This window comes from Pseudomonas sp., from assembly GCF_049301935.1.
Classification (GTDB): Bacteria; Pseudomonadota; Gammaproteobacteria; order Pseudomonadales; family Pseudomonadaceae; genus Aquipseudomonas.
In genome coordinates, this window is the sequence record NZ_JBAQLP010000132.1 from 14179 (window position 1) to 40801 (window position 26623).

26 protein-coding genes are annotated in these 26623 nt (G+C 62.2%); 13 read left to right on the forward strand and 13 right to left on the reverse strand.

Annotated features, from left to right (window positions below; translation table 11 throughout):
• Positions 1-43: 43 nt before the first annotated feature.
• The 4 genes from pheA to mtnA all read right to left on the reverse strand — a co-directional run bounded on the left by pheA (position 44) and on the right by mtnA (position 6507).
• Entirely contained in the window at positions 44-1150 is a 1107-nt protein-coding gene (pheA, locus tag WA145_RS17145; protein ID WP_422582725.1) for a prephenate dehydratase, read from the reverse strand.
• Positions 1150-2235: a 3-phosphoserine/phosphohydroxythreonine transaminase gene (serC, locus tag WA145_RS17150; RefSeq protein ID WP_422582726.1), complete on the reverse strand. Its 1086-nt coding sequence runs from the start codon at positions 2233-2235 to the stop codon at positions 1150-1152. The genes pheA and serC overlap by 1 nt, the downstream gene beginning before the upstream one ends.
• A 182-nt stretch (positions 2236-2417) precedes the next feature.
• Complete coding sequence (gyrA, locus tag WA145_RS17155; protein ID WP_422582727.1) at positions 2418-5186, reverse strand: DNA gyrase subunit A; 2769 nt, start codon at positions 5184-5186, stop codon at positions 2418-2420.
• Positions 5187-5430: 244 nt separating this feature from the next.
• Complete coding sequence (gene mtnA, locus WA145_RS17160; protein WP_422582728.1) at positions 5431-6507, reverse strand: S-methyl-5-thioribose-1-phosphate isomerase; 1077 nt, start codon at positions 6505-6507, stop codon at positions 5431-5433.
• A gap of 137 nt (positions 6508-6644) precedes the next feature.
• Between mtnA and WA145_RS17165 the strand changes: the two genes are divergently transcribed.
• The 5 genes from WA145_RS17165 (at position 6645) to WA145_RS17185 (ending at position 11409) form a co-directional block, all read left to right on the forward strand.
• Positions 6645-7964 carry a TRZ/ATZ family hydrolase gene (locus WA145_RS17165; protein WP_422582729.1) on the forward strand — a complete coding sequence of 440 codons (1320 nt, stop codon included), beginning with the start codon at positions 6645-6647 and terminating at the stop codon, positions 7962-7964.
• A gap of 126 nt (positions 7965-8090) precedes the next feature.
• Entirely contained in the window at positions 8091-8789 is a 699-nt protein-coding gene (gene ubiG, locus WA145_RS17170; RefSeq protein WP_422582730.1) for a bifunctional 2-polyprenyl-6-hydroxyphenol methylase/3-demethylubiquinol 3-O-methyltransferase UbiG, read from the forward strand.
• Positions 8790-8794: 5 nt separating this feature from the next.
• Positions 8795-9466: an N-acetylmuramic acid 6-phosphate phosphatase MupP gene (mupP, locus tag WA145_RS17175; RefSeq protein ID WP_422582731.1), complete on the forward strand. Its 672-nt coding sequence runs from the start codon at positions 8795-8797 to the stop codon at positions 9464-9466.
• Between the two features lie 58 nt (positions 9467-9524).
• The gene (locus tag WA145_RS17180; protein WP_422582732.1) at positions 9525-10265 is read left to right on the forward strand and encodes a YciK family oxidoreductase; all 741 of its coding nucleotides are present in this window, start codon (positions 9525-9527) and stop codon (positions 10263-10265) included.
• A gap of 217 nt (positions 10266-10482) precedes the next feature.
• Positions 10483-11409: a GGDEF domain-containing protein gene (locus tag WA145_RS17185; RefSeq protein WP_422582733.1), complete on the forward strand. Its 927-nt coding sequence runs from the start codon at positions 10483-10485 to the stop codon at positions 11407-11409.
• 127 nt (positions 11410-11536) lie between these two features.
• On the opposite strand, the gene rluB is transcribed toward WA145_RS17185, so the two are convergent.
• The 6 genes from rluB to WA145_RS17215 all read right to left on the reverse strand — a co-directional run bounded on the left by rluB (position 11537) and on the right by WA145_RS17215 (position 17349).
• Positions 11537-12727 carry a 23S rRNA pseudouridine(2605) synthase RluB gene (gene rluB / locus WA145_RS17190; protein ID WP_422582734.1) on the reverse strand — a complete coding sequence of 397 codons (1191 nt, stop codon included), beginning with the start codon at positions 12725-12727 and terminating at the stop codon, positions 11537-11539.
• 198 nt (positions 12728-12925) lie between these two features.
• On the reverse strand, positions 12926-13717 hold the full coding sequence (gene scpB / locus WA145_RS17195; protein ID WP_422582735.1) for an SMC-Scp complex subunit ScpB: 792 nt from the start codon (positions 13715-13717) through the stop codon (positions 12926-12928).
• Between the two features lie 2 nt (positions 13718-13719).
• On the reverse strand, positions 13720-14418 hold the full coding sequence (locus WA145_RS17200; RefSeq protein ID WP_422582768.1) for a segregation and condensation protein A: 699 nt from the start codon (positions 14416-14418) through the stop codon (positions 13720-13722).
• Between the two features lie 161 nt (positions 14419-14579).
• Positions 14580-15794, reverse strand: coding sequence for a tryptophan--tRNA ligase (locus WA145_RS17205; RefSeq protein ID WP_422582736.1), 1215 nt, complete (start codon positions 15792-15794; stop codon positions 14580-14582).
• Positions 15795-15842: 48 nt separating this feature from the next.
• Positions 15843-16472 (reverse strand): L-threonylcarbamoyladenylate synthase, encoded by a 630-nt coding sequence (locus WA145_RS17210; protein WP_422582737.1) that lies wholly within the window; start codon positions 16470-16472, stop codon positions 15843-15845.
• 13 nt (positions 16473-16485) lie between these two features.
• Positions 16486-17349: a PHP domain-containing protein gene (locus WA145_RS17215; RefSeq protein WP_422582738.1), complete on the reverse strand. Its 864-nt coding sequence runs from the start codon at positions 17347-17349 to the stop codon at positions 16486-16488.
• Between the two features lie 152 nt (positions 17350-17501).
• Between WA145_RS17215 and WA145_RS17220 the strand changes: the two genes are divergently transcribed.
• From WA145_RS17220 to WA145_RS17240, 5 genes are all read left to right on the forward strand, one after another.
• Positions 17502-17801 (forward strand): YciI family protein, encoded by a 300-nt coding sequence (locus tag WA145_RS17220; RefSeq protein ID WP_422582739.1) that lies wholly within the window; start codon positions 17502-17504, stop codon positions 17799-17801.
• Between the two features lie 53 nt (positions 17802-17854).
• Entirely contained in the window at positions 17855-18232 is a 378-nt protein-coding gene (locus tag WA145_RS17225; protein ID WP_422582740.1) for a translation initiation factor 2, read from the forward strand.
• Between the two features lie 3 nt (positions 18233-18235).
• A complete protein-coding gene (locus tag WA145_RS17230; protein ID WP_422582741.1) occupies positions 18236-18913 on the forward strand; it encodes a response regulator transcription factor in 678 nt (225 codons plus the stop codon).
• A 127-nt stretch (positions 18914-19040) separates the two neighbouring features.
• Positions 19041-19457: an LTXXQ domain protein gene (locus WA145_RS17235; RefSeq protein ID WP_422582742.1), complete on the forward strand. Its 417-nt coding sequence runs from the start codon at positions 19041-19043 to the stop codon at positions 19455-19457.
• 89 nt (positions 19458-19546) lie between these two features.
• Entirely contained in the window at positions 19547-20890 is a 1344-nt protein-coding gene (locus WA145_RS17240) for a sensor histidine kinase (protein ID WP_422582743.1), read from the forward strand.
• On the opposite strand, the gene WA145_RS17245 is transcribed toward WA145_RS17240, so the two are convergent.
• The gene (locus tag WA145_RS17245) at positions 20856-21422 is read right to left on the reverse strand and encodes a nitroreductase family protein (RefSeq protein WP_422582744.1); all 567 of its coding nucleotides are present in this window, start codon (positions 21420-21422) and stop codon (positions 20856-20858) included. The genes WA145_RS17240 and WA145_RS17245 overlap by 35 nt on opposite strands.
• Positions 21423-21490: 68 nt before the next feature.
• Positions 21491-21862: a YkgJ family cysteine cluster protein gene (locus WA145_RS17250; RefSeq protein WP_422582745.1), complete on the reverse strand. Its 372-nt coding sequence runs from the start codon at positions 21860-21862 to the stop codon at positions 21491-21493.
• Between the two features lie 155 nt (positions 21863-22017).
• Between WA145_RS17250 and WA145_RS17255 the strand changes: the two genes are divergently transcribed.
• Positions 22018-23472, forward strand: a complete 1455-nt coding sequence (locus WA145_RS17255) for a TrkH family potassium uptake protein (RefSeq protein WP_422582746.1) — start codon at positions 22018-22020, stop codon at positions 23470-23472.
• A gap of 72 nt (positions 23473-23544) precedes the next feature.
• Complete coding sequence (locus WA145_RS17260) at positions 23545-24999, forward strand: TrkH family potassium uptake protein (protein WP_422582747.1); 1455 nt, start codon at positions 23545-23547, stop codon at positions 24997-24999.
• An 8-nt stretch (positions 25000-25007) separates the two neighbouring features.
• On the opposite strand, the gene WA145_RS17265 is transcribed toward WA145_RS17260, so the two are convergent.
• Entirely contained in the window at positions 25008-26009 is a 1002-nt protein-coding gene (locus WA145_RS17265; RefSeq protein ID WP_422582748.1) for an AraC family transcriptional regulator, read from the reverse strand.
• Positions 26010-26150: 141 nt separating this feature from the next.
• On the opposite strand from WA145_RS17265, the gene WA145_RS17270 reads away from it, so the two are divergent.
• Positions 26151-26468, forward strand: a complete 318-nt coding sequence (locus WA145_RS17270; RefSeq protein WP_422582749.1) for an Mpo1-like protein — start codon at positions 26151-26153, stop codon at positions 26466-26468.
• The last annotated feature ends 155 nt before the right edge of the window (positions 26469-26623 follow it).

Consider the following 26623-nt stretch of genomic DNA (forward strand, 5'->3'; position numbering starts at 1 on the left):
CGATGCGCGTGTAGCTTGAGACCTGAGGCGTGCCGCAGCAGTTTTAAAGTACCGCTTTGGGGTAGGAGCCCAGCACCTTGAGCGCCACGGCTTCCTGATTGATCTTTTCCAGCACGTCCTTGATCAGCGGGTCACGATGGTGCCCCACGAAGTCGATAAAGAACACGTAGGTCCACTTGCCGCTGCGCGACGGGCGGGTTTCGATGCGGGTCAGGTCGATGCCGTTGTTGTGGAACGGCACCAACAGCTCGTGCAACGCGCCCGGCTTGTTGCGCATGGAGACGATGATCGAGGTCTTGTCGTCGCCGGTGGGCGGCACTTCCTGGCTGCCGATGATCAGGAAGCGCGTGGAGTTGTCCGGACGGTCTTCGATCTTCTCGGCCAGCTTGGTCAGGCCATACAGGCTGGCCGCCATATCGCCGGCAATCGCCGCACTGTTCCACTCGCTTTTCACCCGCTTGGCTGCATCGGCGTTGCTCGACACCGCCACGCGCTCGACATTCGGGTAATGCGCATCCAGCCACTTGCGGCACTGGGCCAGGGACTGGGCATGGGAGTAGATGCGGGTGATCTTGTCGGTCTTGGTAGTTTCACCGACCAGCAGGTGGTGGTGAATACGCAGCTCGACTTCACCACAGATGACCATGTCATGTTCGAGGAAGCTGTCGAGGGTGTGGTTGATCGCGCCCTCGGTGGAGTTTTCCACCGGGACCACGCCAAAGTTCACCGCACCGGCAGCCACTTCGCGGAACACTTCATCGATAGCCGCCATCGGCACACTGATCACCGCGTGACCGAAGTGCTTCATCGCCGCCGCCTGGGAGAAAGTACCTTCCGGGCCGAGGTAGGCGACCTTGAGCGGGTTTTCCAGGGCCAGGCAGGAGGACATGATTTCACGGAACAGCCGCGCCATTTCCTCGTTACCCAGCGGCCCCTGGTTGCGTTCCATGATGCGCTTAAGCACCTGGGCTTCGCGTTCCGGGCGGTAGAACACCGGCTTCTCGCCTTCCGGCAGAGCCTTCATCTTCACCCGCGCGACTTCTTCGGCGCAGCTGGCGCGATCACTGATCAGTGCGAGAATCTTTTCATCGAGGCTGTCGATGCGCAGGCGCAGGGCCTGCAGTTCCTGCTCGGAAATTGGATCGGTCATCAGCCGTGCTCCTTCTCGAACTCGGCCATATAAGCCACCAACGCCTCGACGGCATCCAGGCCCACGGCGTTATAGATGGAGGCACGCATGCCGCCGACCGAGCGGTGGCCTTTCAGGTTGAGCAGGCCGCGCGCGTCGGCACCGGCGAGGAAGGCCTTGTCCAGCTTCTCGTCAGCCAGGCGGAACGGCACGTTCATCCAGGAACGGGCGTTATGGGCAATCGGGTTGCTGTAGAAATCGCTGGTGTCGATGGCCTTGTACAGCAGGTCTTTCTTGGCGCGGTTGATCCGCTCCATGGCGGCCACCCCGCCCTGCTCTTTCAGCCACTCGAACACCAGGCCCGAGAGGTACCAGGAGAAGGTCGCCGGGGTGTTGTACATCGAGCCGTTATCGGCAGCGACCTTGTAATTGAGCATGGTCGGGCAGACGCTGCGGGCACGGCCGAGCAGGTCTTCACGCACGATGGTCACCACCAGACCGCTGGGGCCGATGTTCTTCTGCGCGCCGGCATAGATCAGGCCGAACTTCGATACATCGATCGGGCGCGAGAGAATGTCGGAGGACATATCCGCCACCAGCGGCACATCACCGACTTCGGGAATCCAGTCGAACTGCAGACCACCGATGGTTTCGTTGCTGGCGTAGTGCAGGTAGGCGGCGTCTTTCGACAGCTGCCACTCGTTCTGCCCAGGTATGGCGAAATAGTCGTAGGCCTTGGCGCTGGCGGCGACATTGATGTGGCCGTAGCGGCTGGCTTCTTCAATGCTTTTCTTCGACCAGATACCGGTGTCGATATAGTCGGCAACGCCGTCTTCCGGCAGCAGGTTGAGCGGGATTTCAGCGAACTGCTGGCTGGCGCCACCCTGCAGAAACAGCACCTTGTAGTCGGACGGAATTTCCATCAGGTCGCGCAAATCCTGCTCGGCCTTTTCTGCGATGGCGGTGTATTCCTCGCTGCGATGGCTCATCTCCATGACCGACAGGCCTTTACCCTGCCAATCGAGGAGCTCCGCCTGGGCGCGTTGCAGAACAGCTTCAGGAAGCGCGGCCGGGCCGGCGCAGAAGTTAAAGGCTCGCTTGCTCACATCCACTCTCTCTCAGATTCACTGAACATCACCGCGCGTCGCGATGGCGCCATGTCCTGCATTACGTAGGATGGGTTAGACGCGCAGCGGCGTAACCCATCATTGCTGCCGGTGGCGGGTTACGTCTTCCTACGCATTCGATGGGTATCGCTTCGCTCAACCCATCCTACGGTTTATACAGATCACTCTTCGCTGGCTGGACTCTCGTCAGCGGCAGCATCCAAAGACTCAACCGAAGCATCGACAGTATCGTCACCCAGCGCCTCTTCGCCTTCCAGCAGCTCTTCGTCGTCCGCCGAAGGCTCCTGGACACGCTCAAGACCGACCAGGATTTCATCCTTGGCCAGCTTGATCAGGGTCACGCCCTGGGTGTTACGGCCCAGACTGGAGACTTCGCTGACACGGGTACGCACCAGGGTACCCTGGTCGGAAATCAGCATGATTTCCTCGCCTTCCAGCACCTGCACGGCGCCGACCAGCTTGCCGTTACGCTCGTTGCTGACCATGGCGATCACGCCCTGGCCGCCACGACCGCGACGCGGGAACTCGGCCATCGCCGTGCGCTTGCCGTAGCCGCGCTCGGAGGCGGTGAGAATCTGCGCGTCGGCCTCAGGAATCAGCATGGAGATGATTTCCTGGCCTTCCGGCAGACGCATGCCGCGCACACCGCGAGCGGTACGGCCCATGGTGCGGACCTTGCTTTCCTTGAAGCGAATCACCTTACCGCCGTCGGAGAACATCATCACTTCGCGGGCGCCGTCAGTCACGGCGGCGGAGATCAGGGTGTCATCTTCATCCAGCTTGAGGGCGATCAGGCCCGAACTACGCGGACGGCTGAACTGCACCAGCGGGGTCTTCTTCACCGTGCCTTTGGCCGTGGCCATAAAGATGTAGGCGCCGGTCGGCTCATCCGGGGTTTCGTCGTCAGTGTCATCGCCTTCGGCCAGGTCTTCGACTTCTTCAGCCTCGACCACTACACCTTCAATATCGTCCGGCTCGTCGCCTTCCGGCGCCTGCTGACGCAGGGCTTCCAGATCGATCTGCAGCATGGCAGTGATGCGCTCGCCTTCGTCTAGTGGCAGCAGGTTGACCAGCGGACGACCACGGGCGGCGCGCGAGGCTTCCGGAATTTCGTAGGTCTTCAGCCAGTAAACCTTGCCCTTGCTGGAGAACAGCAGCAGCGTAGCGTGACTGTTGGCCACCAGCAGATGCTCGATGTAGTCCTCATCCTTGATCCCAGTGGCCGACTTGCCCTTACCGCCGCGACGCTGCGCCTGGTAGGCATGCAGCGGCTGGCTCTTGGCATAACCGGTGTGGGAGATGGTGACCACCCGCTCTTCTTCGGTGATCAGGTCGGCCAGGCTCAGATCCAGACGGTTGTCGAGAATCTCGGTGCGGCGCTTGTCGCCGAACTCGGCCTTGACCGCTTCCAGCTCCTCGCGGATCACTTCCATCAGGCGCGTGGCGCTGGTGAGGATGCGGATCAGCTCGCCGATCTGGGTGAGAATTTCCTGGTATTCGGCCAGCAGTTTTTCATGCTCAAGACCGGTCAGGCGGTGCAGACGCAGCTCGAGGATGGCCTGGGCCTGTTCCGGCGAGAGGAAGTACTTGCCGTCGCGCAGGCCGTACTGCGGATCGAGATCGTCCGGGCGGCAGGCGTCGGCACCGGCGCGCTCGACCATGGTTTCCACCGCACTGGATTCCCACGGCGTGGCGATCAGCGCCAGCTTGGCTTCGGCCGGGGTCGGCGAAGCCTTGATCAGGGCGATGACTGGGTCGATGTTGGACAGGGCAACCGCCTGACCTTCGAGGATATGCCCGCGTTCACGGGCCTTGCGCAGTTCGAATACGGTGCGCCGGGTGACCACTTCACGACGGTGCAGAATAAAGGCTTCGAGCATGTCCTTGAGATTCAGGACCTTCGGCTGGCCATCGATCAGCGCCACCACGTTGATGCCAAACACGCACTGCATCTGGGTCTGGGCGTAGAGGTTGTTGAGCACCACTTCCGGTACTTCGCCACGACGCAGCTCGATCACAATGCGCATGCCGTCCTTGTCGGACTCATCGCGCAGCTCGGTGATACCTTCGAGCTTCTTCTCTTTAACCAGCTCAGCGATCTTCTCGATCAGCCGCGCCTTGTTCAGTTGATACGGCAGCTCGCTGACGATGATCTGCTGGCGGCCACCGACCTTGTCGATGTCTTCGATGATGGCGCGAGCACGCATATAGATGCGCCCACGGCCGGTGCGGTAGGCCTCGATAATGCCGGCGCGACCGTTGATGATCGCCGCAGTCGGGAAGTCCGGACCGGGGATGTACTGCATCAGCTCATCGACAGTCAGCTCGCCGTTGTCGATCAGCGCCAGACAACCGTTGATCACTTCAGTCAGGTTGTGCGGCGGAATATTGGTGGCCATGCCCACGGCGATGCCGCTGGAGCCGTTGACCAACAGGTTGGGGATCTTGGTCGGCATGACCGCCGGGATCATCTCGGTGCCGTCGTAGTTCGGCACCCAGTCCACGGTTTCTTTATGCAGGTCAGCCAGCAGCTCATGGGCCAGCTTGGTCATGCGCACTTCGGTGTAGCGCATGGCGGCGGCGTTATCACCGTCCACCGAACCGAAGTTACCCTGGCCATCGACCAGCAGGTAACGCAGGGAGAATGGCTGCGCCATGCGCACGATGGTGTCGTACACCGCGGTATCACCGTGCGGGTGGTATTTACCGATGACGTCACCGACCACACGGGCGGACTTCTTGTAAGCCTTGTTCCAGTCGTTACCCAACTCACTCATGGCAAACAGCACGCGGCGGTGCACGGGCTTCAAGCCATCACGTGCATCCGGCAGTGCGCGCCCAACAATTACGCTCATCGCGTAATCGAGGTAGGACTGCTTGAGTTCGTCTTCAATATTGACCGGGAGGATTTCTTTGGCCAGTTCGCCCATGAGTAGCCTTGTTCCTTTTTCTGGTGAAACTCCGCGCCGCTCATCCTGAGTGGTGTGGAGCCTGTCGCCGTGCCTTGAGGCTCATAGCGACTCACGACAAATCAATAAGTTATGCCATGTAACTGCGCAGGTAAGAGGCCCATAACGGGCACCCTCAAAAACCGCCGGAGCTTACCACAATCACCGCGGCGCACCTATCCCCAGCAGCACCCCACTGACCAGGGCTGCGTACTCGTTGAAAAACTCAATGCAGGCGCTTGCGGCACATCAATTGCGCCATTTTTTCCGCATCCGGACGATCAACCACACCTTTTTCGGTGACGATAAAGTCGATCAGATCGGCCGGGGTCACATCGAATACCGGATTAAGCGCTTCGATCCCGCCCGCGATGCGCTTGCCACCCAGCTCGAGCAATTCGCTGGCGTCGCGCTCTTCCAGCACGATGTCGTCACCGTGCTCCATGGCCATGTCGATGGTTGAACTGGGCGCCACCACCATAAAGCGCACGCCGTGGTGCATGGCATTCACCGCCAGCTGATACGTGCCGATCTTGTTGGCCACATCGCCATTGGCGGCGATGCGGTCCGCCCCAACGATGACCCAGGTGATACCACGGGTCTTCATCAGGTGCGCAGCGGCCGAGTCGGCATTCACCGTCACCGGGATGCCGTCAACCGCCAGCTCCCAGGCGGTCAGGCGCGAGCCTTGCAGCCAGGGGCGGGTTTCGTCGGCGTAGACCCGCTCAAGCAAGCCGTCATGAAAAGCTGCGCGAATCACCCCCAGCGCCGTACCGAAGCCGCCAGTCGCCAAGGCGCCGGCATTGCAGTGGGTCAGCAGGTTCTGCAGATTGCCCTGGTGCTTGCGGATCAGATCGACGCCCAGCTGGGCCATGGTCAGGTTGGCTTCGCGGTCACTTTGGTGGATACCGATGGCTTCGGCCTCCAGCAGCACCAGCGGATCGTCATGACTTTTCAGCCGATCCAGACGATCACGCATGCGCTCGAGCGCCCAGAACAGATTGACCGCCGTCGGCCGCGAAGCCGCCAGCAGGTCGAAATCTTCCTGCAGGGCCGCGCGCCAGTCGCCACCCGCCTGCAAACGAGCCCGCACGGCCAGGACAATCGCATAGGCCGCGCTGATGCCGATGGCCGGCGCGCCGCGTACCACCATGCTGCGGATCGCCTCGGCGACATCCGCCGCCACGTGGTAACTCAGCCAGCTCTCCGCGAAAGGCAGCGCGCGCTGATCGAGCAGGTGCAGAGCGCCGTCACGCCACTCGATGGCCCTGACCTTCTCTGCCGCTAGCAGTTGCTCGCGCATCACACACCTCCGCCGGAAAAAGCCGACCATTATACGCACAGCACTGCGCACATCGCGCCAGATCAGCTGCATGCAGCTTCAAGCCTAGGACGTTCCGCTATAAACTCGCCGCTTTACTGACTGCCGGAAGCGCTCCCATGCCGCAAGCCCCGCTTGACCTGCTGCTGTTACCCACCTGGCTGGTGCCAGTCGAGCCGGCTGGCGTGGTGTTGCTGGAGCATGGCCTGGGCATCCGTGACGGGCGTATCGCGCTGATCGCCCCGCGCGCCGAAGCGCTTAAACACAGCGCCCTGCAAGTGCTTGAGCTACCCGGCCGGCTACTCACGCCAGGCCTGGTGAACGCCCACGGGCACGCGGCCATGACTCTGTTCCGCGGCCTGGCCGACGATTTGCCGCTGATGACCTGGCTGGAACAGCACATCTGGCCGGCCGAGGCCAAGTGGGTCAACGAGCGGTTTGTCCAGGACGGCACCGAGCTGGCCATTGCCGAACAGCTCAAGGGCGGCATCAGCTGCTTCTCCGACATGTACTTCTTCCCGGAAACCGCCAGCCAGCTGGTGCACAGCAGCGGCATTCGGGCGCAAATCACCATTCCCGTGCTGGATTTTCCGATTCCCGGCGCCCGTGACGCCGACGAATCGCTGCGCAAGGGTCTGGCGCTGTTCGACGACCTCAAGCACCACCCGCGCCTGAGCGTGGCCTTCGGTCCCCATGCACCTTACACAGTGAGCGACGACAAGCTGGAAACCATTCGCATGCTCGCCGAGGAGCTGGACGCTGGCATTCATATGCATGTGCACGAAACCGCTTTCGAAGTGCAGCAAAGCCTGGAGCAGCGCGACGAACGGCCACTGGCGCGGCTGGCGCGCCTCGACCTGCTCGGCCCGCGCTTCCAGGCCGTGCACATGACCCAGATAAATGATGAAGACCTGGCCCTGCTGGTGGAAAGCAACAGCAGCGTGATCCATTGCCCGGAATCCAACCTCAAGCTGGCCAGCGGCTTCTGCCCGGTGGAAAAACTCTGGCAGGCCGGCGTCAACGTGGCCATCGGTACCGATGGCGCGGCCAGCAACAACGACCTCGACCTGCTCGGCGAAACCCGCACCGCCGCCCTGCTGGCCAAAGCCGTGGCCGGTTCCGCCACCGCCCTGGATGCCCACCGCGCACTGCGCATGGCCACCCTCAACGGCGCCCGCGCCCTGGGTCTGGACCAGCAGATCGGCTCACTGGAACTGGGCAAGGCTGCGGACATGGCAGTATTCAACCTCTCCGGCCTGGCCCAGCAACCGGTCTACGACCCGGTCTCGCAGCTGATCTACGCCGGCGGGCGCGCCTGCGTCGAACACCTGTGGGTAGGCGGCAAGCAACTGCTCGATGGCGGCCAACTGACACGCCTGGACGAGGCACGGATCATCGCCAACGCCCGCGCCTGGGGCGCGAAGATCGCCGGCAAGTGACTGCCAGCCCAGAGAATTCTGGGCACTGCGACAAACTGACATACATTGGACGCACAACAGCCGTCCAATCCACCCGGTGAAACTGGCAACATGAGCCTCTCGCCGCAGCCTGATCCAGGGATTTATATGAGCAACGTCGACCACGCCGAAATCGCCAAATTCGAAGCCCTCGCCCATCGCTGGTGGGACCGCGAAAGCGAATTCAAGCCGCTGCATGACATCAACCCGCTGCGCGTCAACTGGATCGACGAACGCGTCGGCCTGGCCGGCAAGAAGGTGCTGGACGTCGGCTGCGGCGGCGGCATCCTCAGCGAGTCCATGGCTCAGCGCGGCGCCAGCGTCACCGGTATCGACATGGGCGAAGCGCCGCTGGCCGTGGCCCAGCTGCACCAGCTGGAATCAGGGGTGAGCGTCGAGTACCGACAGATCACCGCAGAAGCCCTGGCCCTCGAGATGCCCGAGCAGTTCGATGTGGTCACCTGCCTGGAAATGCTTGAGCACGTGCCCGACCCCGCCTCGGTGATCCGCGCCTGCTACCGCATGGTCAAACCCGGCGGCCAGGTGTTCTTCTCCACCATCAACCGCAACCCCAAGGCCTATATGTTTGCGGTGATCGGCGCCGAATACCTGCTGCGCCTGCTGCCGCGCGGCACCCATGACTTCAAGAAATTTATCCGTCCGTCCGAGCTGGGCGCCTGGAGCCGCGAGGCGGGTCTTGAGGTCAAGGACATCATCGGCCTGACCTACAACCCGCTGAGCAAACGCTACAAGCTGGAAGCCGATGTCGACGTCAACTATATGATCCAGACCCTGCGCGAGGAGTGAGGCGCATGCGTTTACGCGCGGTTTTATTCGATATGGACGGCACCCTGCTCGACAGTGCGCCGGACTTTGTCGCCATCTGCCAGGCCATGCGCACCGCGCGCGATCTGCCGCCGATTGCCGACCAGCTGATCCGCGATCAGGTGTCCGGCGGCGCGCGCGCCATGGTCGCCGCCAACTTTGCCATGGACCCCGAGGCCGCAGGCTTCGAGGCCTTGCGCCTGGAGTTTCTCGAACGCTATCAGAGCCACTGCGCGGTACTCACCCGACCGTTCGATGGCATCAATGAGCTGCTCGATGAGATCGACCAGGCCAAGCTGATCTGGGGCGTGGCGACCAATAAGCCGCTGCGCTACGCCGAACCGATCATGCAACAGCTCGGCCTGGCGCAGCGCTCGGCGGTGCTGGTCTGCCCGGATCACGTCAGCCGCAGCAAGCCCGACCCGGAGATGATCCTGCTGGCCTGCGCGAAGATGGGCGTGGAGCCCGCCGCCACCCTGTTTATCGGCGATGACGAGCGCGATATCGAAGCCGGCCGCGCCGCCGGCTGCAAGACCGCCGCCGTCACCTACGGCTATATCCACCCGCAGGACAACCCACGCAACTGGGGCGCCGATGTGGTGGTTGACCATCCGCTGGAACTGCGCGCCGTGCTCGAACGAGCCCTGTGCAGCTGCTGAAGACGGCTTACCGAGCGCGCACTGACGCCACCCGCTTTTGAATTAATGAGGCTTTACCATGCATGACTATTCCGCCCGCTCCGACCTGCTCAAGGGCCGCGTGATTCTGGTGACCGGAGCCGGCCGCGGCATTGGCGCAACCGCCGCCAAAACCTTCGCCGCCCATGGCGCCACCGTACTGCTGCTGGGCAAAACCGAAGAAAACCTCAGCCGGGTGTATGACGCCATCGAAGCCGCTGGCCACCCGCAGGCCGCAGTGATCCCGTTTAACCTGGAAACCGCCCTGCCGCATCAGTACGACGAACTGGCAGCGATGATCGAAGCCGAATTCGGCAAACTCGACGGCCTGTTGCATAACGCCTCGATCATCGGCCCGCGCACGCCGCTGGAGCAGTTGTCCGGCGACAATTTCATGCGCGTGATGCAGGTCAACGTTAACGCCATGTTTATGCTCACCAGCACCCTGCTGCCGCTGCTCAAGCTCTCGACTGATGCGTCGGTGGTGTTTACCTCCAGCAGCGTCGGCCGCAAGGGGCGCGCCTACTGGGGCGCTTATGCAGTGTCGAAGTTCGCCACCGAGGGCCTGATGCAGGTATTGGCCGACGAGATCGACGGTATCGCCAGCGTGCGCGCCAACAGCGTTAACCCGGGCGCCACCCGTACCGATATGCGCGCCCAGGCCTACCCGGGGGAAAACCCGCAGAACAACCCGCTGCCTGAAGCGATCATGCCGGTCTACCTGTACCTGATGGGGCCGGATAGCACCGGCGTCAATGGCCAAGCATTTGACGCGCAATAAGCACTGAACAAGGCCGCCGGTTTTCCGGCGGCAAGCGAATCGACTGGCATCAAATTGCCAGCAGCCACGCCAGTTAACCGGCAAATATTTGCCGCTACCCCGCCCACGCAAAGCCTAACCCCATGAATTAAAAGCACTTTTAAAGCGCTATTAAGATTGGCATGGAACTCGCTATACCTCTTCCAATCGTCGCGTATCGCGCAAGAGGTAAGGCTTAATGGCCCCGTACAACCAGTCCAACACCATCGATTTCGACGCTGCCAAATTGCAGCGTCTCGGCTATGCCGGTCGCCTGCAGAAAAACCTCAAGCCGGTCAGCCTGGCGCAATTGCGCCAACAGTTGAGCCTGCGCCTGCAGACCTCCCTGGAAGCCGAGCGCATTCTCGAGCTGTTCTACAGCGAAGTGCAGCGCCTGGTGCCGCTCAGCGCCCTCAGCTACCAACTGGCCTCCTGCGACCTGCGCCTGGATCTGGGCGAACATGGCAACCACTCGGCCGGCTACCGCCTGAACCATGATGGCGAATACCTCGGTGAACTGACCTTTCGCCGTAACCAGCGCTTCAGTGAGGATGAGCTGGGCCAGCTCGAATCGCTGCTCGCCAGCCTGCTGTTTCCGCTGCGCAACGCCCTGCTCTACCGCGCAGCAGTACAAAGCGCATTGCGCGACCCGCTGACCGACACCGGCAACCGCATCGCCATGCAACAGACGCTCAAGCGCGAAGTGGATATAGCCCGGCGCACCCTGCAGCCGCTGTCTGTGCTGATGGTCGACATTGATCACTTCAAACGTATCAACGATAACCACGGCCATCTGGTTGGTGATCAGGCGCTCAAGGCCGTGGCCAGTGCGCTAAAAGACAGCCTGCGTAACATCGACATGGTGTTTCGCTACGGCGGCGAAGAATTCGTGGTGCTGCTCTCCAGCACTTGCCGCGAGTCTGCCTCAATGGTCGGTGAGCGCCTGCGCATGGCCGTTCTGGGTATCCAATACCTGGTGGAAAACCGCGCCATCGAACTGTCGGTGAGCCTCGGCTGCGCCAGCCTGCTGCCAGGCGAATCCATGGAAAGCCTGCTGCGCCGCGCCGACAGCGCGCTGTACGTATCCAAGCGCGACGGCCGCAACCGCCTGTCGATGGCCGGGTAAAACGTCCGGGTACAGAACGGCCGGGAGAGATTTTTAACGTCGCGCAGCGACGGCCCGCAGAGTGGCAGCCGTGGATGACTGGACACAAAAAAGGCGACCCGAGGGTCGCCTTTTTTATCGCAATGCTTTACTCCGCCTTAGGGCCGCGACCGAAGCCTGGGCGCTGACCTTCGCGGCTCGGCTGGCTGCGACGTTTGACCGGCGCACCAGCAGGCTTGCGCGATGGGCGATCGGTCAGCTCGACGCCCGGGCGCTGCGCACCCGGCTTGGCCGGACGCTTCTTGTTGACGTCACTCGGGCGCTCGGCAACCGGCGTGCCCTTGCTATGATCAGTACGTGGTGCACGCGGGGTGCGCACCGGACGCTCCTCAGCCTCACCACGCGCAGGGCGCGAACGACCCTGATCGCCCGCCGTTGCCGAACCGCCGCCATGGGCCGGACGCAAGGTGCGCTCCGGACGTGCGGCACGCCCCACCGGCTTGGCCGATTTACGTTGCAGACGGTCGATCTTGTCGCGGGCTTTTTCCTTCATATCCGGCAAGGCCACCGGCTTGAGGCCGACTTCTTCGCTGAGGATATCCACTTCGCGCTGGCTCATTTCGCGCCAGCGGCCCATGGTCAAATCCGAGGTGATAAACACCGGGCCGAAACGCACGCGCTTCAGGCGGCTGACCACCAGCCCCTGAGATTCCCACAGGCGGCGTACTTCGCGGTTACGGCCTTCCATCACCACGCAGTGATACCAGTGGTTAAAGCCCACGCCGCCCGGCGCAACCTTGATATCGGTGAACTTGGCCGGGCCGTCTTCGAGCATCACGCCAGCTTTCAGGCGTTCGATCATCTCTTCGTCGACTTCGCCACGCACACGCACGGCGTACTCGCGGTCCATCTGGAAAGACGGGTGCATCAGGCGGTTGGCCAGCTCACCGTCGGTGGTGAACATCAGCAAACCGGTGGTGTTGATGTCGAGGCGACCGATATTGATCCAGCGGCCATCTTTCGGCCGTGGCAGACGGTCAAACACGGTCGGACGGCCTTCCGGGTCGTCACGGGTGCAGATTTCGCCTTCGGGTTTGTTGTAGATGATCACGCGGCGCACGCTTTCGGCGGCTTCTTCGCGGCGGATCACCTTGCCATCGACGGCAATCGCATCGTGCAGGTCGACGCGCACGCCGAGGCTGGCGACTGCACCGTTGACCTTGACGCGGCCAGCGCTGATCCAGGCTTCTATTTCACGGCGTGAAGCCAGGCCCATGCGCGCCATGACTTTCTGCAGTTTTTCGCCTGCGGGGCTGTATTCTTCGATTTCTTCACTCATCTGGGCACCTCCCGGTGTGTTCTTTAGTGATTGGACGACTCGAGTCGTCGAAGGGTCGCGGAGCATACGCGAAAGCCGGCCGATTAGCACGACTTGAGGCTAGCTGGCAGACGAGCAGTCGTCAGCCTTTGCGACAATCGGCGCCTAGGTACTAACCCATCAATCGCTGTGATGGGTTAGCCCCCATGTCTACGCCCCTCAGTCAGGCAGCTGCTGTTTATCCAGGGTTTCATGGGCCGCATCGGCATCGTCCAGCTCATCGTCCTGCTCGGGTAAGTCGTCGAAATCGGTCTTCAGCCCCAGCTCCATCGAGTCGAGTTCGGCCAGCAGGCTGCTGAAACTGGTTTCCTCGCCCACTTCCACCGTCGGCTCATCGGCCAGGGCCTGGTCGGCACGGGCCTGCAGGCTTTGCGGCGCTTGCAGATCATCCTCGAAGGCCAGCGCCGGCTCAGGCTCCAGCTCGCGCAGAGCGGCCAGTGGCGGTAATTCATCGAGGCTTTTCAGGTTGAAGTGATCGAGAAAGGCCTTGGTGGTGGCAAACATCGCCGGTCGGCCCGGCACATCGCGGTAACCCACCACGCGAATCCACTCGCGCTCCAGCAGGGTCTTGACGATATGGCTATTGACCGCCACACCGCGCACGTCTTCGATTTCGCCACGGGTGATCGGCTGGCGATAGGCGATCAGCGCCAGGGTTTCCAGCATGGCGCGCGAGTAGCGCTGCGGGCGCTCTTCCCATAGACGCCCAACCCAAGGCGCATATTTTTCGCGCACTTGCAGGCGGTAACCGGACGCCACTTCGATAAGCTCGAAGGCGCGCCCTTCGCAGGACTTGCCCAGGTGCGTCAGGGCCTTCTTGAACACCGCCGGCTCCGGCCGCTCGGCTTCTTCGAAGAGTTCGAACAGACGCTCCAGCGATTGCGGTTTGCCGGATGCCAGCAGAAAGGCTTCGAGCAGGCTGGCCAGCTCACGAGGTTCGTTAAGGTTCATGCTTATTCAGCCCGCGCACGCATATGGATTGGCCCAAAAGCCTCATTTTGCACCAGTTCAACCAGGGATTCCTTGATCAACTCGAGCACCGCCATAAAGGTCACCACCACGCCGAGCTTGCCCTCTTGCGCGCTGAACAGGCTGGCAAAGGGCACAAACGCGCCGCCTTTGAGGCGTTCGAGCACCTCACTCATGCGCTCGCGGGTCGACAACGCTTCACGGGTGACCTGGTGGCTTTCAAACATATCGGCGCGGCGCAGCACCTCGGCCATCGACAGCAGCACCTCCTCCAGGCTGACGTCCGGCAGCAGCTTGCGCGCCCTTGCTTCGGGGGCATCCAGGCGCGGCACGGTGAGGTCACGGCCGACCCGGCTAAGACCGTCGATACCTTCTGCGGCGGCCTTGTAACGCTCGTATTCCTGCAGGCGACGGATCAGCTCGGCGCGCGGGTCGTCTTCCTCGGCTTCGACCTCACTGGAACGCGGCAGCAGCATGCGCGACTTGATCTCGGCCAGCATGGCGGCCATCACCAGGTACTCGGCCGCCAGTTCCAGACGCACCGACTGCATCAGCTCGACATAGCCCATGTACTGGCGGGTGATTTCCGCCACCGGAATATCCAGCACGTCGATGTTCTGCTTGCGGATCAGGTACAGCAGCAGGTCCAGCGGGCCTTCGAAGGCTTCGAGAAACACCTCCAGAGCATCCGGTGGGATATACAGGTCCAGCGGCATTTCGGTGACCGCCTGACCATACACCAGGGCAAAGGGCAGCTCCTGCTGGGCACTGGCCTGATCCTGGGGATGGCTGTCGGGGTGTTCCTGGGGCGGCACGCTGGACATGGTCACTCTCGAAAGTAGGTTCAGCGGTAATTCAGGCCAAGGGCCAGGCGCACTTCACTCAAGGTTTCCCGCGCTTCGGAGCGCGCACGCTCGGCGCCATCGGCGAGAATCTGCCGAACCAGATCAGGGTTGTCCTGATAATCCGCGGCACGCGCCTGCAAGGGTTGCAGCTCTTGCTGCAACGCCTCGACCAAGGCTGCCTTGCACTCCAGGCAGCCGATACCGGCGCTGCGGCAGCCTTGCTGCGCCCAGTCGCAGGTCGCGGGGCTGGAATAGAGTTGATGCAGTGGCCACACCGGGCAATTGGCCGGGTTGCCGGGGTCATCACGATGCACTCGCGCCGGATCGGTCGGCATACGGCGGATCTTCTCCTCGATGGCCGCGCCGCTGTCACGCAGGAAAATCGCATTGTTGTTGGATTTGGACATCTTGCCGCCATCCAGCCCGAGCAGCCTGGGCGACTCGCCGAGCATGGCCTGCGGCTCGATCAGCAGAATCTTGCCGCCACCTTCCAGGTAGCCGTAGAGGCGCTCTTTATCACCCAGGGTGATGCTCTGTTGATCCTTGAGCAGCGCCCGGGCGATTTCCAGCGCCTCGCCATCGCCCTGCTCCTGATAGGCCTTGCGCAGGTTGTTGTAGAGCGTCGCGGTTTTCTTGCCCAGCTTGATGATTGCCGCCTCGGCCTTTTCCTCAAAGCCTGGCTCGCGGCCATACAGATGGTTGAAACGCCGCGCCACATCCCGGGCAAACTCGATATGTGCCAGCTGATCGCTGCCCACTGGCACCACGCCGGCGCGGTACAGCAGAATGTCTGCGGCCTGCAGCAAGGGGTAACCGAGAAAGCCGAAGGTGCTCAGGTCCTTGCCGTGCAGCTGCTCCTGCTGCTCTTTATAGGACGGCACGCGCTCCAGCCAGCTGAGCGGGCAGATCATCGACAGCAGCAGATGCAATTCGGCGTGTTCGGGGACTTGCGACTGGATAAACAGCGTCGCCGAACTGGGGCTGACGCCGGCGGCGAGCCAATCCACGGCCATGTCCATAACGCGCTGGGACAGTGGGCCGACATCGTCGTAGTCAGTGGTCAGTGCGTGCAGATCGACAATGCAGAAGAAGCATTCGTAGGTGTGTTGCAGCTTCACCCAGTTTTTCAGCACGCCCTGGTAGTGCCCCAGGTGCAGCAGACCACTCGGGCGCATGCCGGACAGCACGCGGCGTTCAGCGTCAACAAGACTCAAACCGGATTACCTGAATAATCGAAAGAGCCCGATTATATATAGCCAGGCTCAAAGGTCATCCGTAAAAGGCGACGGATCACCGCACCCCACGCGAAACACCTCGGGCTCGTCGTTGAGCAGGCTGACCACGGTGGAGGCTTCCAGGCCGCCAAAGCCGCCATCGATGATCAGATCGACCTGATGTTCAAGAATCTGGCGCATCTCGTAAGGGTCGCTCATCGGCAGGGTATCGCCCGGCAGAATCAAGGTCACGCTCATCAACGGCTCATCCAATTCGGCCAGCAAGGCCATGGCAATCGGATGGCTGGGCACGCGCAGGCCGATGGTGCGGCGCTTGGCATGCAGCAGCATGCGCGGCACTTCACGGGTGGCGTTGAGGATAAAGGTGTAAGGCCCGGGGGTATGGCTCTTGAGCAGGCGGAAGGCGGCGGTATCGACCTTGGCAAAGGTGCTGAGCTGCGACAGGTCGCGGCATACCAGGGTGAAGTTGTGTTTATCGTCCAGCTGACGCAGGCGACGGATGCGCTCCACCGCGTTCTTGTCACCGATATGGCAACCCACTGCATAGGAGGAGTCGGTCGGATAGATCACCACGCCGCCGCTGCGGATAATCTCCACGGCCTGTTTGATCAGGCGCGCCTGCGGGTTTTCCGGATGAATCTGGAAGAATTGGCTCACGCTGGGCCCCGGGTCAAATTGCAGTAGGCTGCTGGACATATTGAAACCGTGCCCATAAGGGCGGTAGATCCTCGGGCACCGGACGATAAACGCCCAGCTCAGACCACTGGCCCGGCGCATGGAAATCACTGCCTGCGGTGACGAACATGCCGAACTCCCGTGCCAGAATCGCCAGACTGCCCACCTGCTCGGCTGGCTGCATACCGTTGACCACTTCCAGCGAATGCCCGCCGGCGCCGACAAAGTCGGCGATCAACTTGCGTCGTTTACTCCGAGTAAAGTCGTACTGCCAGGGATGCGCCAGGCTGATCCAGGCACCCGCGCGGCGCAGGGTATCGACCGCCTGGGCCAGCTCCGGCCAGTGCTGCTTGACATCGCCCAGCTTGCCCGAGCCCAGCCACTTGCGAAACGCTTCGGCGCGGTCCTTGACGTAACCGCTGCGCACCAGAAAGTCGGCAAAGTGCGGGCGCGCCGGCGCGTTGCCGCTTTCGCCCAGTTCCTGCTGCAGGGCCCGTGCACCTTCCAGCGCACCGGGCATGCCCTTGGCCTCCAGGCGTTTGCTGATTTCCGCGGCGCGCAACCAGCGCCCCTCGTGCAGTTCGGCAATGGCCTGCTGCAAGGCCGGTGCATCGCGGTTGAAGGCATAACCCAGCACGTGAATAGTCGCCCCGCCCCAGGTGCAGGACAGCTCAATACCATTGACCAACTGCATGCCCAGCGCTTGCGCTGCGGCACCAGCTTCATCGAGGCCATCGAGGGTGTCGTGATCGGTCAGCGCCAGCAGCCGCACACCGCGCTCAAACGCCCGCGCCACCACCACAGCCGGCGCCAGTGCGCCATCTGAAGCGGTGCTGTGGCAATGCAGATCAACGTCCATAGGTGGTACTTTCCGAGTCATTTATGTTTGTTATTATGCCGCTAGATGTGGATTCTTGCTGGCTTGCGCCACTATTTCCTCGACTTTGCCCGACCAGGCTGCTTTTCTCCCCTGGCTGCGGCTCGCGCCAACCACCTTTATTAAGGATTGAGATGCTCTACGCGATCATTGCCACCGATGTGCAGAATTCCCTGGAAAACCGCCTGAATGCCCGCCCGGCGCACCTGGCACGCCTGGAGCAGCTGAAAACTGAAGGCCGCCTGATCCTCGCCGGCCCGCACCCGGCCGTCGACAGCAATGATCCAGGCCCGGCAGGCTTTTCCGGCAGCCTGATCGTCGCCGAGTTCGAGTCCCTGCTGGCCGCGCAACAATGGGCCGATGCCGACCCCTACCGCGCCGCCGGGGTGTATGCCTCGGTGCTGGTAAAACCCTTCAAGCTGGTCTTGCCTTGAGCCAATCCTTCGCTGAATAACCCATAACAATAATTACAAAAATAGGAGTTCCGATGCGTCCAGGCCCGCTGTTTCTGCTCTTGACCCTGTGCTTACCGGCCGTCACCCAGGCCGAAGAAAACCCGCCGCCGCCGTTGGCAGAAGCCACTTCGGCGCAAACGCCGATTGATGAACTGGCGCCCAGCGAAAGCCGCAGTACAGAAGGGCAATACAGTGCCAGCGAACGTGAAAGCGTGCAGTTACAGCGCCTGCGCCAGGATAACCAGCGCCTCAAGCTGCAGCTGAAAAAAGCCCAGGCCAGCGCTCCACAGCCGCTGATCAGCGAACAGCAGATGTGGTTTGCCACCGGCGCCGGGGCTGGCCTGCTCGGGGTGATTATCGGCGCGCTCCTACGCCCTGGCCGGCGCTCACGCCGCGAGTGGCTCAACTGACCCATGAGTGAGCTGCTGTTAATCGACGACGACGTCGAACTCTGCGAACTGCTGACCAGCTGGCTGACCCAGGAAGGCTTTCAGGTCAGCGCCTGCCATGACGGTCACAGCGCGCGCACCGCCCTCGCCAAACACAGCCCGGATGCGGTGGTGCTGGATGTAATGCTGCCCGATGGCAGTGGCCTGGAGCTGCTCAAGCAGTTGCGCAGCGACCACCCGGAATTGCCGGTGCTGATGCTCTCGGCGCGCGGTGAACCGCTGGATCGGATTCTCGGCCTGGAACTGGGCGCCGACGATTACCTGGCTAAACCCTGCGATCCGCGCGAACTCACCGCGCGCCTGCGCGCCGTTTTGCGCCGCAGCCTGCCGGCCACGCCCAGCAGCCCACTCGATCTCGGCGACCTGCATTACAGCCAGGCGCGTGGCACCGTGACCCTGGGCGAACAGGACGTGCTGCTGACCCTCTCGGAAAGCCGCATCCTCGAAGCCCTGCTGCAGCATCCGGGCGAGCCGGTGGATAAACAGGAACTGGCGCAACTGGCCCTGGGCCGCAAGCTGACCCTGTATGACCGCAGCCTGGATATGCATGTCAGCAACCTGCGCAAAAAACTCGGCCCACACCCCGACGGCCGCCAGCGCATTCTTGCCTTGCGTAGCCGCGGCTACTACTACAGCGTTTAAAACCTGCTGCGCGTCAGCCCTGCTGCGCTCTTTACCTAAGCTTTACCTTGCCCTGACCGCCCTTGACCTTGACCGCCCTAGACTGGGCTCATCCGGTGTTTACCGGTTTCAGACAAGGAGACACAGCATGCGCAAGACCCTTACCGCAGTACTGCTCGCCCTGACCCTGCCGACCCTGGCCATGGCCATGCCCGAAGGCGACTCGCGGCACGGCGGCTATCATGGCGAGCACGGCTCGCGCATGCTCAAAGAGCTCGACCTGAGCAAAGAGCAGCAGCGCGAAATCCGTAAGCTGATGGGCGAGCAGATCAAAAGTCGCCATCAGATCACCAAGCGTTACCTGGACAAGCTGCCGGCGGCCGAACAAAAGGCCATGCAGGACGAATTGAAAGCTGCCAAAGACAAACAACAGAGCGCCATCCGCGCTCTGCTCCAGCCCGAGCAGCAGAAAGCCTTCGACGAGCACCAGAAGAAGATGCAAGAGCGCCGCGCCGAGCACCAGGCATTCAAAGCTTGGCAAGCCGAGCAGGCGAAAAACAACTAACCCGGGCACTGTTGCCCTTACGCCCATCAGGCTGCTGGCCTGATGGGCGTATGCATTTCCACTACAGCCATTACCACTAAGGAACCACCGTGCGGTCACTGTTCTGGCGCATCTTTGCCAGCTTCTGGCTGGCCATTGCCCTGGTTGCCGGGCTGTCCATGCTGCTTGGGCGCATGCTCAATCAGGACGCCTGGCTGCTCAGCCAGCACCCCGGTATGGACAACCTGGCCGAGAAGTGGACGCAGCGCTACGAGAAGAAAGGTCCCAGTGCCGCCCAAGCCCTGCTCGAACAACGCAAACGCAAATTCCGCATCGATGTACAGGTGCTTGATGACAGCGGCCAAGCCGTGGTCAAAGGCACCTTCCCACCCCGCGCGGCGGCCTTTGAGGCTCGCCATCGCAATGAGAAACGCCTGCCCTGGCGCCGTCTGAGTGTCGATTACACCAGCCCGCACAGCGGCGAAACCTACCTGTTTATCTACCGCATCGCGAACCCCGAAGTCGCCGCCTGGCAGCGCAAAAGCCTGCTCTGGCCGCTAAGTGCACTGGGCATCGCCATGCTGGTGCTGACCCTGTTCAGCCTCTGGCTGACGCTGTCCATCACCCGCCCGCTGAATCGTCTGCGCGGCGCGGTGCACGACCTGGGGCAAACCGCCTATCAGCAGAACAGCCTGGCCGAATTGGCCGAGCGGCGTGATGAACTCGGTGTGCTGGCGGCCGACTTCAACCGCATGGGCGAACGGGTGCAGGGCCTGATCAGCAGCCAGCGCCAGCTGCTGCGCGACGTCTCCCATGAACTGCGTTCACCGCTGGCGCGCCTGCGTATCGCCCTGGCGTTGACCGAGCGCGCCGATGCGGTCGAACGGGAAAAATACTGGCCGCGCCTGAGTCAGGAGTGCGACCGCCTGGAAGCGCTGATCAGTGAAATTCTCGCCCTCGCCCGCCTCGACGCCGAACCGGGCGCGGCGCAGCCAATCAACCTCGGCGAGCTGCTGCAAAAATTGCAGGAAGACGCGCACCTGGACGCGCCCGAGCAACAGATCAAGCTTCAACTGGCAAGCGACCTGCAGCTCAGCGGCTGGCCGGATATGCTGCAGCGCGCGCTGGACAACCTGCTGCGCAACGCCCTGCGTTTCAACCCGGTTGGCCAGGCCATCGAATTGACGGCCAGCAGAGACGCCGAGCAGCTATGCCTGAGCGTGCGTGACCACGGCCCTGGCGTTGCCCCGGAGCTGCTGGCCCGCCTGGGCGAACCCTTCTACCGCGCCCCCGGCCAGACCAGCAGCGGTCACGGCCTGGGTTTGGCCATTGCCCGCCGCGCCGCCGAACGGCATGGCGGCCAGCTGGAACTGAGCAATCATGCGCAAGGCGGCTTTGTCGCCACCCTGCGCTTGCCACTTACTCCGCCGAATCAGGCGCAGACCAAGCCCTGACAAAGTCACTGACCTGCACCTGCGGCACCGCGCGCAATTCGCGCTCCGGCGTGCCCAGGTAGAGGTAGGCAATCACCTGCTCATCGGCGCTCAGGCCCAGGCCGGCAGCGACCTGCGGGTTGTAGGCCATATCACCGGTGCGCCAGACCGCGCCAATACCCTGGGCATGAGCGGCCAGAAGAATGCCGTGGGCGGCGCAGCCGGCGGCCAGCACCTGCTCCTGCGCCGGCACTTTCGGGTTGGCCTGCACGCGGGCAATCACCACCACCAGCAACGGCGCACGCAGCGGCATGGCGCGCGCCTTGGTCACAGCCTCAGGGCTGGCATCGGCGGGCAAGGCACTGGCAAACAGCTCACCCAGCTGCGCTAGCGCCTCACCTTCCACCGTGAGAAAACGCCAGGGCCGCAGCTGACCATGGTCAGGCGCGCGCAAGGCAGCACGAAACAGCAGCTCGCGCTGCGCGGCATTGGGAGCCGGCGCCATCAGGCGCGGCGCGGAAACACGGTTTAGCAACGCATCAAGAGCGTCCATCAGCCACCTCGGCAATTGAAACAGGTGGCCATTCTAGTGCCTGTGCGGCGCAGACGGGTAACCGTGACTCAGGCCACTCGTTCCGGCGATACGCTCGGCATGATCGGCGGTACCAAGGGCGGCAAGCCATGTGCACTGCGCGCCGCATCGCAATGCGGGTTGTGCTCGCCATTGACCCAGGATGCCTCGAACTCGCGGCAGGTGCTGGAACGTTGCTCATACAGTGTGCAGCGCACGCCTTGGCCGACTTCACCGAGCAGGGCCGTGCAGCGTACGGGTTTGCTCTCCGTGCCGCGCATGGCGACTCGGTGTGGGGTGATCAGCACCACCTGATCATCGGGCACCACACCGCCCGCCGACTGGCACTCTCCCCAGAAAAATGACACACGAAAATGCGCGCAGCAGGCGCCACAGCTAAGACAAGGATTGCTATCGGACATGATTTGGCGGGCTCAGAAACCGGCAAGGGCCGGCACCTGGCGGCTATTCTATGCCGCACCAAGCGCTTGTAAAGCGCGCATTACGGCGGCTGTACAGCGGCGGCGGCGCGCGTAGAATAGCGCCCCTTTACCCCACCAGAGCCTGAGCCGAATCCATGTCATTGCCGACACTGCGCATCATTGCTTTTATTCTCGGCATCTTCCTGATCACCCTGGCCGCCAGCATGCTGATCCCCATGCTGACGCTGCTGCTGTATTCGCGCACCGACGACCTCAACGCCTTTCTCTGGTCCAGCCTGGTGACGGCCGCTGCGGGCATTGCCATGGTCATCCCCGGACGACCACAGGATGCACACCTGCGCCCGCGCGACATGTACCTGCTGACCACCGGCAGTTGGCTGGTGGTGTGCATCTTCGCTGCCCTGCCGATGGTGTTGATTCACCACATCAGCTACACCGACGCCTTCTTCGAGACCATGTCCGGGGTGACCACCACCGGTTCGACCATTCTGGTCGGGCTGGACCAGGCTTCACCGGGCCTGCTGATCTGGCGCTCGATGCTGCAGTGGTTGGGCGGTATCGGCTTTATCGGCATGGCGGTGGCGATTCTGCCGCTGCTGCGGGTCGGCGGCATGCGCCTGTTCCAGACCGAATCCTCGGACTGGGGCGAGAAAGTCATGCCGCGCTCGCATATGGCGGCCAAGTACATCCTGTTTATCTACCTGAGCCTGACCCTGAGCGGCTTTCTCGGCTTCTGGCTGGCCGGAATGACGCCTTTTGATGCGATCAACCATGCCATGACCTCGATCTCCACCGGTGGCTACTCGACCTCGGATGCCTCCCTGGCCAACTGGAGCCAACCGGCGGTGCACTGGGTCGCGGTGCTGTTGATGATTTTCGGCGGCCTGCCCTTTACCCTGTATGTCGCCACCCTGCGTGGTAATCGTAAGGCGCTGTTCAAAGACCATCAGGTACGCGGCTTTCTCGGCTTTCTCCTGGCCACCTGGCTGATCTTCGGCACCTGGCTGTGGCTGCACTCGGATAACAGCTGGCTGGATGCCTTTCGCATCGTCGCGGTAAATGTCACCTCGGTGGTCACCACCACCGGCTATGCCCTGGGCGACTACAGCACCTGGGGCAGTTTCGCCGTGCTGCTGTTCTTCTACCTGACTTTTGTCGGCGGCTGCTCGGGCTCCACGTCCGGCGGGCTGAAGATTTTCCGCTTTCAAGTGGCCTATGTGCTGCTCAAAGCCAACTTGCAGCAGCTGGTGCACCCGCGCGCGGTGATCAAGCAGCAGTACAACAACCACAACCTCGATGAAGAGATTGTCCGTTCGCTGATCACCTTCTCGTTTTTCTTCACCATCACCATCGGCGTAATTGCCCTGGGCCTGACCCTGCTTGGCCTGGACTGGGTCACCGCGCTGACCGGCGCAGCGACCGCGGTGTGTAACGTGGGCCCCGGTCTGGGCCCGATCATCGGCCCGGCGGGTAATTTCTCCAGCCTGCCGGATGCAGCCAAATGGCTGCTGACCATCGGCATGCTGCTCGGCCGCCTGGAAATTCTTACGGTACTGGTGTTGGTTACTCGGGCATTCTGGCGCCATTGAGTAAAATCGGCCGGGCGATAAACCTGCCCGATAACCTAAACTCCCGCTACTTGTGCAATGGAACCCGCTTAGATGGCTTGGCCGACCTTACGGATCATCGCGTTTATCAATGGCATCTTTCTTCTGACTCTGGCGATCAGCATGGCCGTGCCCATGCTGACCCTGGTGCTGTTTGCACGGCCTGACGAACTCAACGCCTTTCTCTGGTCCAGCCTGATCACCTTTATCGCCGGCATAGCGCTGATCGCCCAGGGCCGGCCCAAGGATGTGCAACTGCGCCCACGCGACATGTACCTGCTAACGGTGTCCAGCTGGGTGCTGGTGGGACTGTTCGCCTCTCTGCCCTTTATGTTCTCCCAGCACATGGGCGTGACCGACGCGGTGTTTGAAAGCATGTCGGGCATCACCGCCACTGGCGCCACCGTGCTAACCGGGCTGGACAACATGTCGCCGGGGATTCTGATCTGGCGCTCACTGCTGCACTGGCTCGGCGGGATCGGCTTTATCGCCATGGCCGTGGCGATTTTGCCGATGCTGCGCATCGGTGGTATGCGCCTGTTCCAGACCGAATCATCGGACCGTTCCGAAAAAATCATGCCGCGCTCGCATATGGTCGCCAAGTACATGATCGCCGCCTACCTGGGCATCAGCCTGCTCGGCTGCCTGGCGCTCTGGACCGCCGGCATGGGGGTGTTCGATGCGATCAATCACACCATGTCGGCCATCGCTACCGGCGGTTTTTCCACCTCCGATCAGTCATTGGGCAGATGGACCGAGCCGGCCGTGCACTGGGTCACCATCGTGCTGATGATTCTCGGCAGCGTGCCGTTTGTGCTGTTTGCCTCGATGCTGCGCGGCAACTACAAGGCCCTGATCCGCGACCAGCAAGTGCGCGGTTTTCTCGGCATCTTGCTGAGCATCTGGCTGCTGCTCGGCACCTGGTACTACCTCAACACCGAACTGCACTGGCTGGAAGCCATTCGCCATGTGGCGTTCAACACCACCTCGATCATGACCACCACCGGCTTTGCCCTCGGTGATTACACCCTGTGGGGCGGCTTTGCCGGCATGCTGTTCTTCTACCTGGGGTTTATCGGCGGCTGCTCGGGCTCAACCGCCGGCGGCCTGAAGATTTTCCGCTTCCAGGTGGCCTACGTGCTGCTCAAGGCCAACCTGTTGCAGCTGATCCACCCGCGCGCGGTGATCAAACAGCAGTACAACCGCCATCACCTGGATGAAGACATTGTCCGTTCGATTCTGACCTTCTCGTTCTTCTTCACCATCACCATCGCCGTGCTGGCCCTGGGCCTGACGCTGTGCGGGCTGGACTGGATTACCGCACTTAGCGGGGCGGCCAGCACCGTTTCCGGCGTCGGCCCCGGCATGGGCCCGATCATTGGCCCGGCGGGCAACTTCTCCAGCCTGCCGGATACCGCCAAATGGCTGCTGACCTTCGGCATGCTGCTGGGACGCCTGGAAATCCTGACAGTATTGGTGCTGATGCTGCCGGCGTTCTGGCGACACTAACAATGCAGTTACAGACGCGTACGGTACTCACCCGGAGTGGTATCAAACCAGCGGCGGAAGGCGCGGAAGAAGTTGCTGGGGTCGGAAAAGCCCAGCAGGTAGGAAATTTCCAGCAGGGTCAGATTGGCCTGACCCAAGTATTGGCCGGCCAGCTCGCGGCGCGTGTCATCCAGCAGATGCTGGTAGCTGGTGCCTTCATCCTGCAAACGCCGCTGCAAGGTACGCTCGGACAATAACAAGGCCTGCGCCACCGTCTCGCGTTTGGGCTCGCCCTGGGGCAGCAGGCGGCATAACACCTGGCGCACCTGATGGGTCACCCGGGTACCGGAAAAGCGCGTCAGGTAATCGCCGGCAAAACGGTCATGCAGCTGCGCCAGCGCCTCGTTGGCCGACGGCAGCGGTGCATCCAGATCGGCCCGTTCGAACAGCAGCGCATAGTGCTCGGCGTTAAACTTCAGCGGGCACTGGAACACCTCGTTATAGGGCGCCAGATCCTCTGGCGGCGGCCCCATCAGGCTGACCTGCCGCGGGCGCAGCGGTTTGCCGGTCAGCCAGCGGCAGAATGCCAATGAATACGCCAGCGAAGCTTCGGCGCTCTGCCGCGCCGAGGGCAGGCGATCACCATGGATCGCCAGCAGCATTTCATAACCCTCGGCAGTGGGATGGAAGCTGAGGTCGGCACCCTCACCGATAATCCGCTGGTAGCGCACCAGGCGGGTAAAGCCCTCCTGCAGATTGCGGCTGCTCATCACCGCATAACCCACCACATTGAACGATGATGGCCGCAGGCTCTTCGCCATATTCAGGCCAATCGCCGGATTGCCGGACGCCTGCACGGCCAGGTGCCAGAGGCGGGTCATGGCATCCTGGGCAAAGCGCGCATCGGGGTCGCCCAAGGCTGCATAGTCGAGCCCCAGCTGGGCAAACAGGTTGCGACAATCAACCCCGCCAAGTTCCAGAGCCGCGACAATGCCCGAAGCCCAGCTGGATGAAGTGGTACGTTCGCTCATGACTTGTTCTTATTAGAAGGGACTGAAGGACGACAGAAGGATACTAAACTGGCACCGAATGTCAGTGGCCCAGCGCGTCAGCCGACCTAGACTGCAAATAAGCCGTCCGCGCGGCAAGCAGAACAATAACCGGAGGCCCCCATGAGCACTGAAACCCACAAACGCTACACCAGCTTCGCTGAGTTCTACCCCTACTACCTGCAGGAGCACAGCAACGCCACCTGCCGCCGCCTGCACTATGTCGGCAGCCTGCTGGTGCTCTGCGTGCTGGGCTATGCCCTGGTCACTCAACAGTGGCTCTGGCTGCTTACCATACCGCTGATTGGTTACGGTTTTGCCTGGGTCGGCCACTTTGTCTTCGAAAAAAACCGCCCTGCCACCTTCGATTACCCACTCTACTCGTTGATGGGCGACTGGGTGATGCTCAAGGATGCGTTTACCGGGCGCATCAAGTTCTAGAAGGCCGACCGCTGACACATTCAGCGCAGCCGTTCGGCTGGCACGCTTGGCGGTTGTGGTGGGCTTGGTTATGATCCCTGACTATTTTGCGCAGCCTACTCGGTGCGCCATCCAGGTACCCGGCAGAGGTACCAGACAAGCAGCAGGGATTGTTC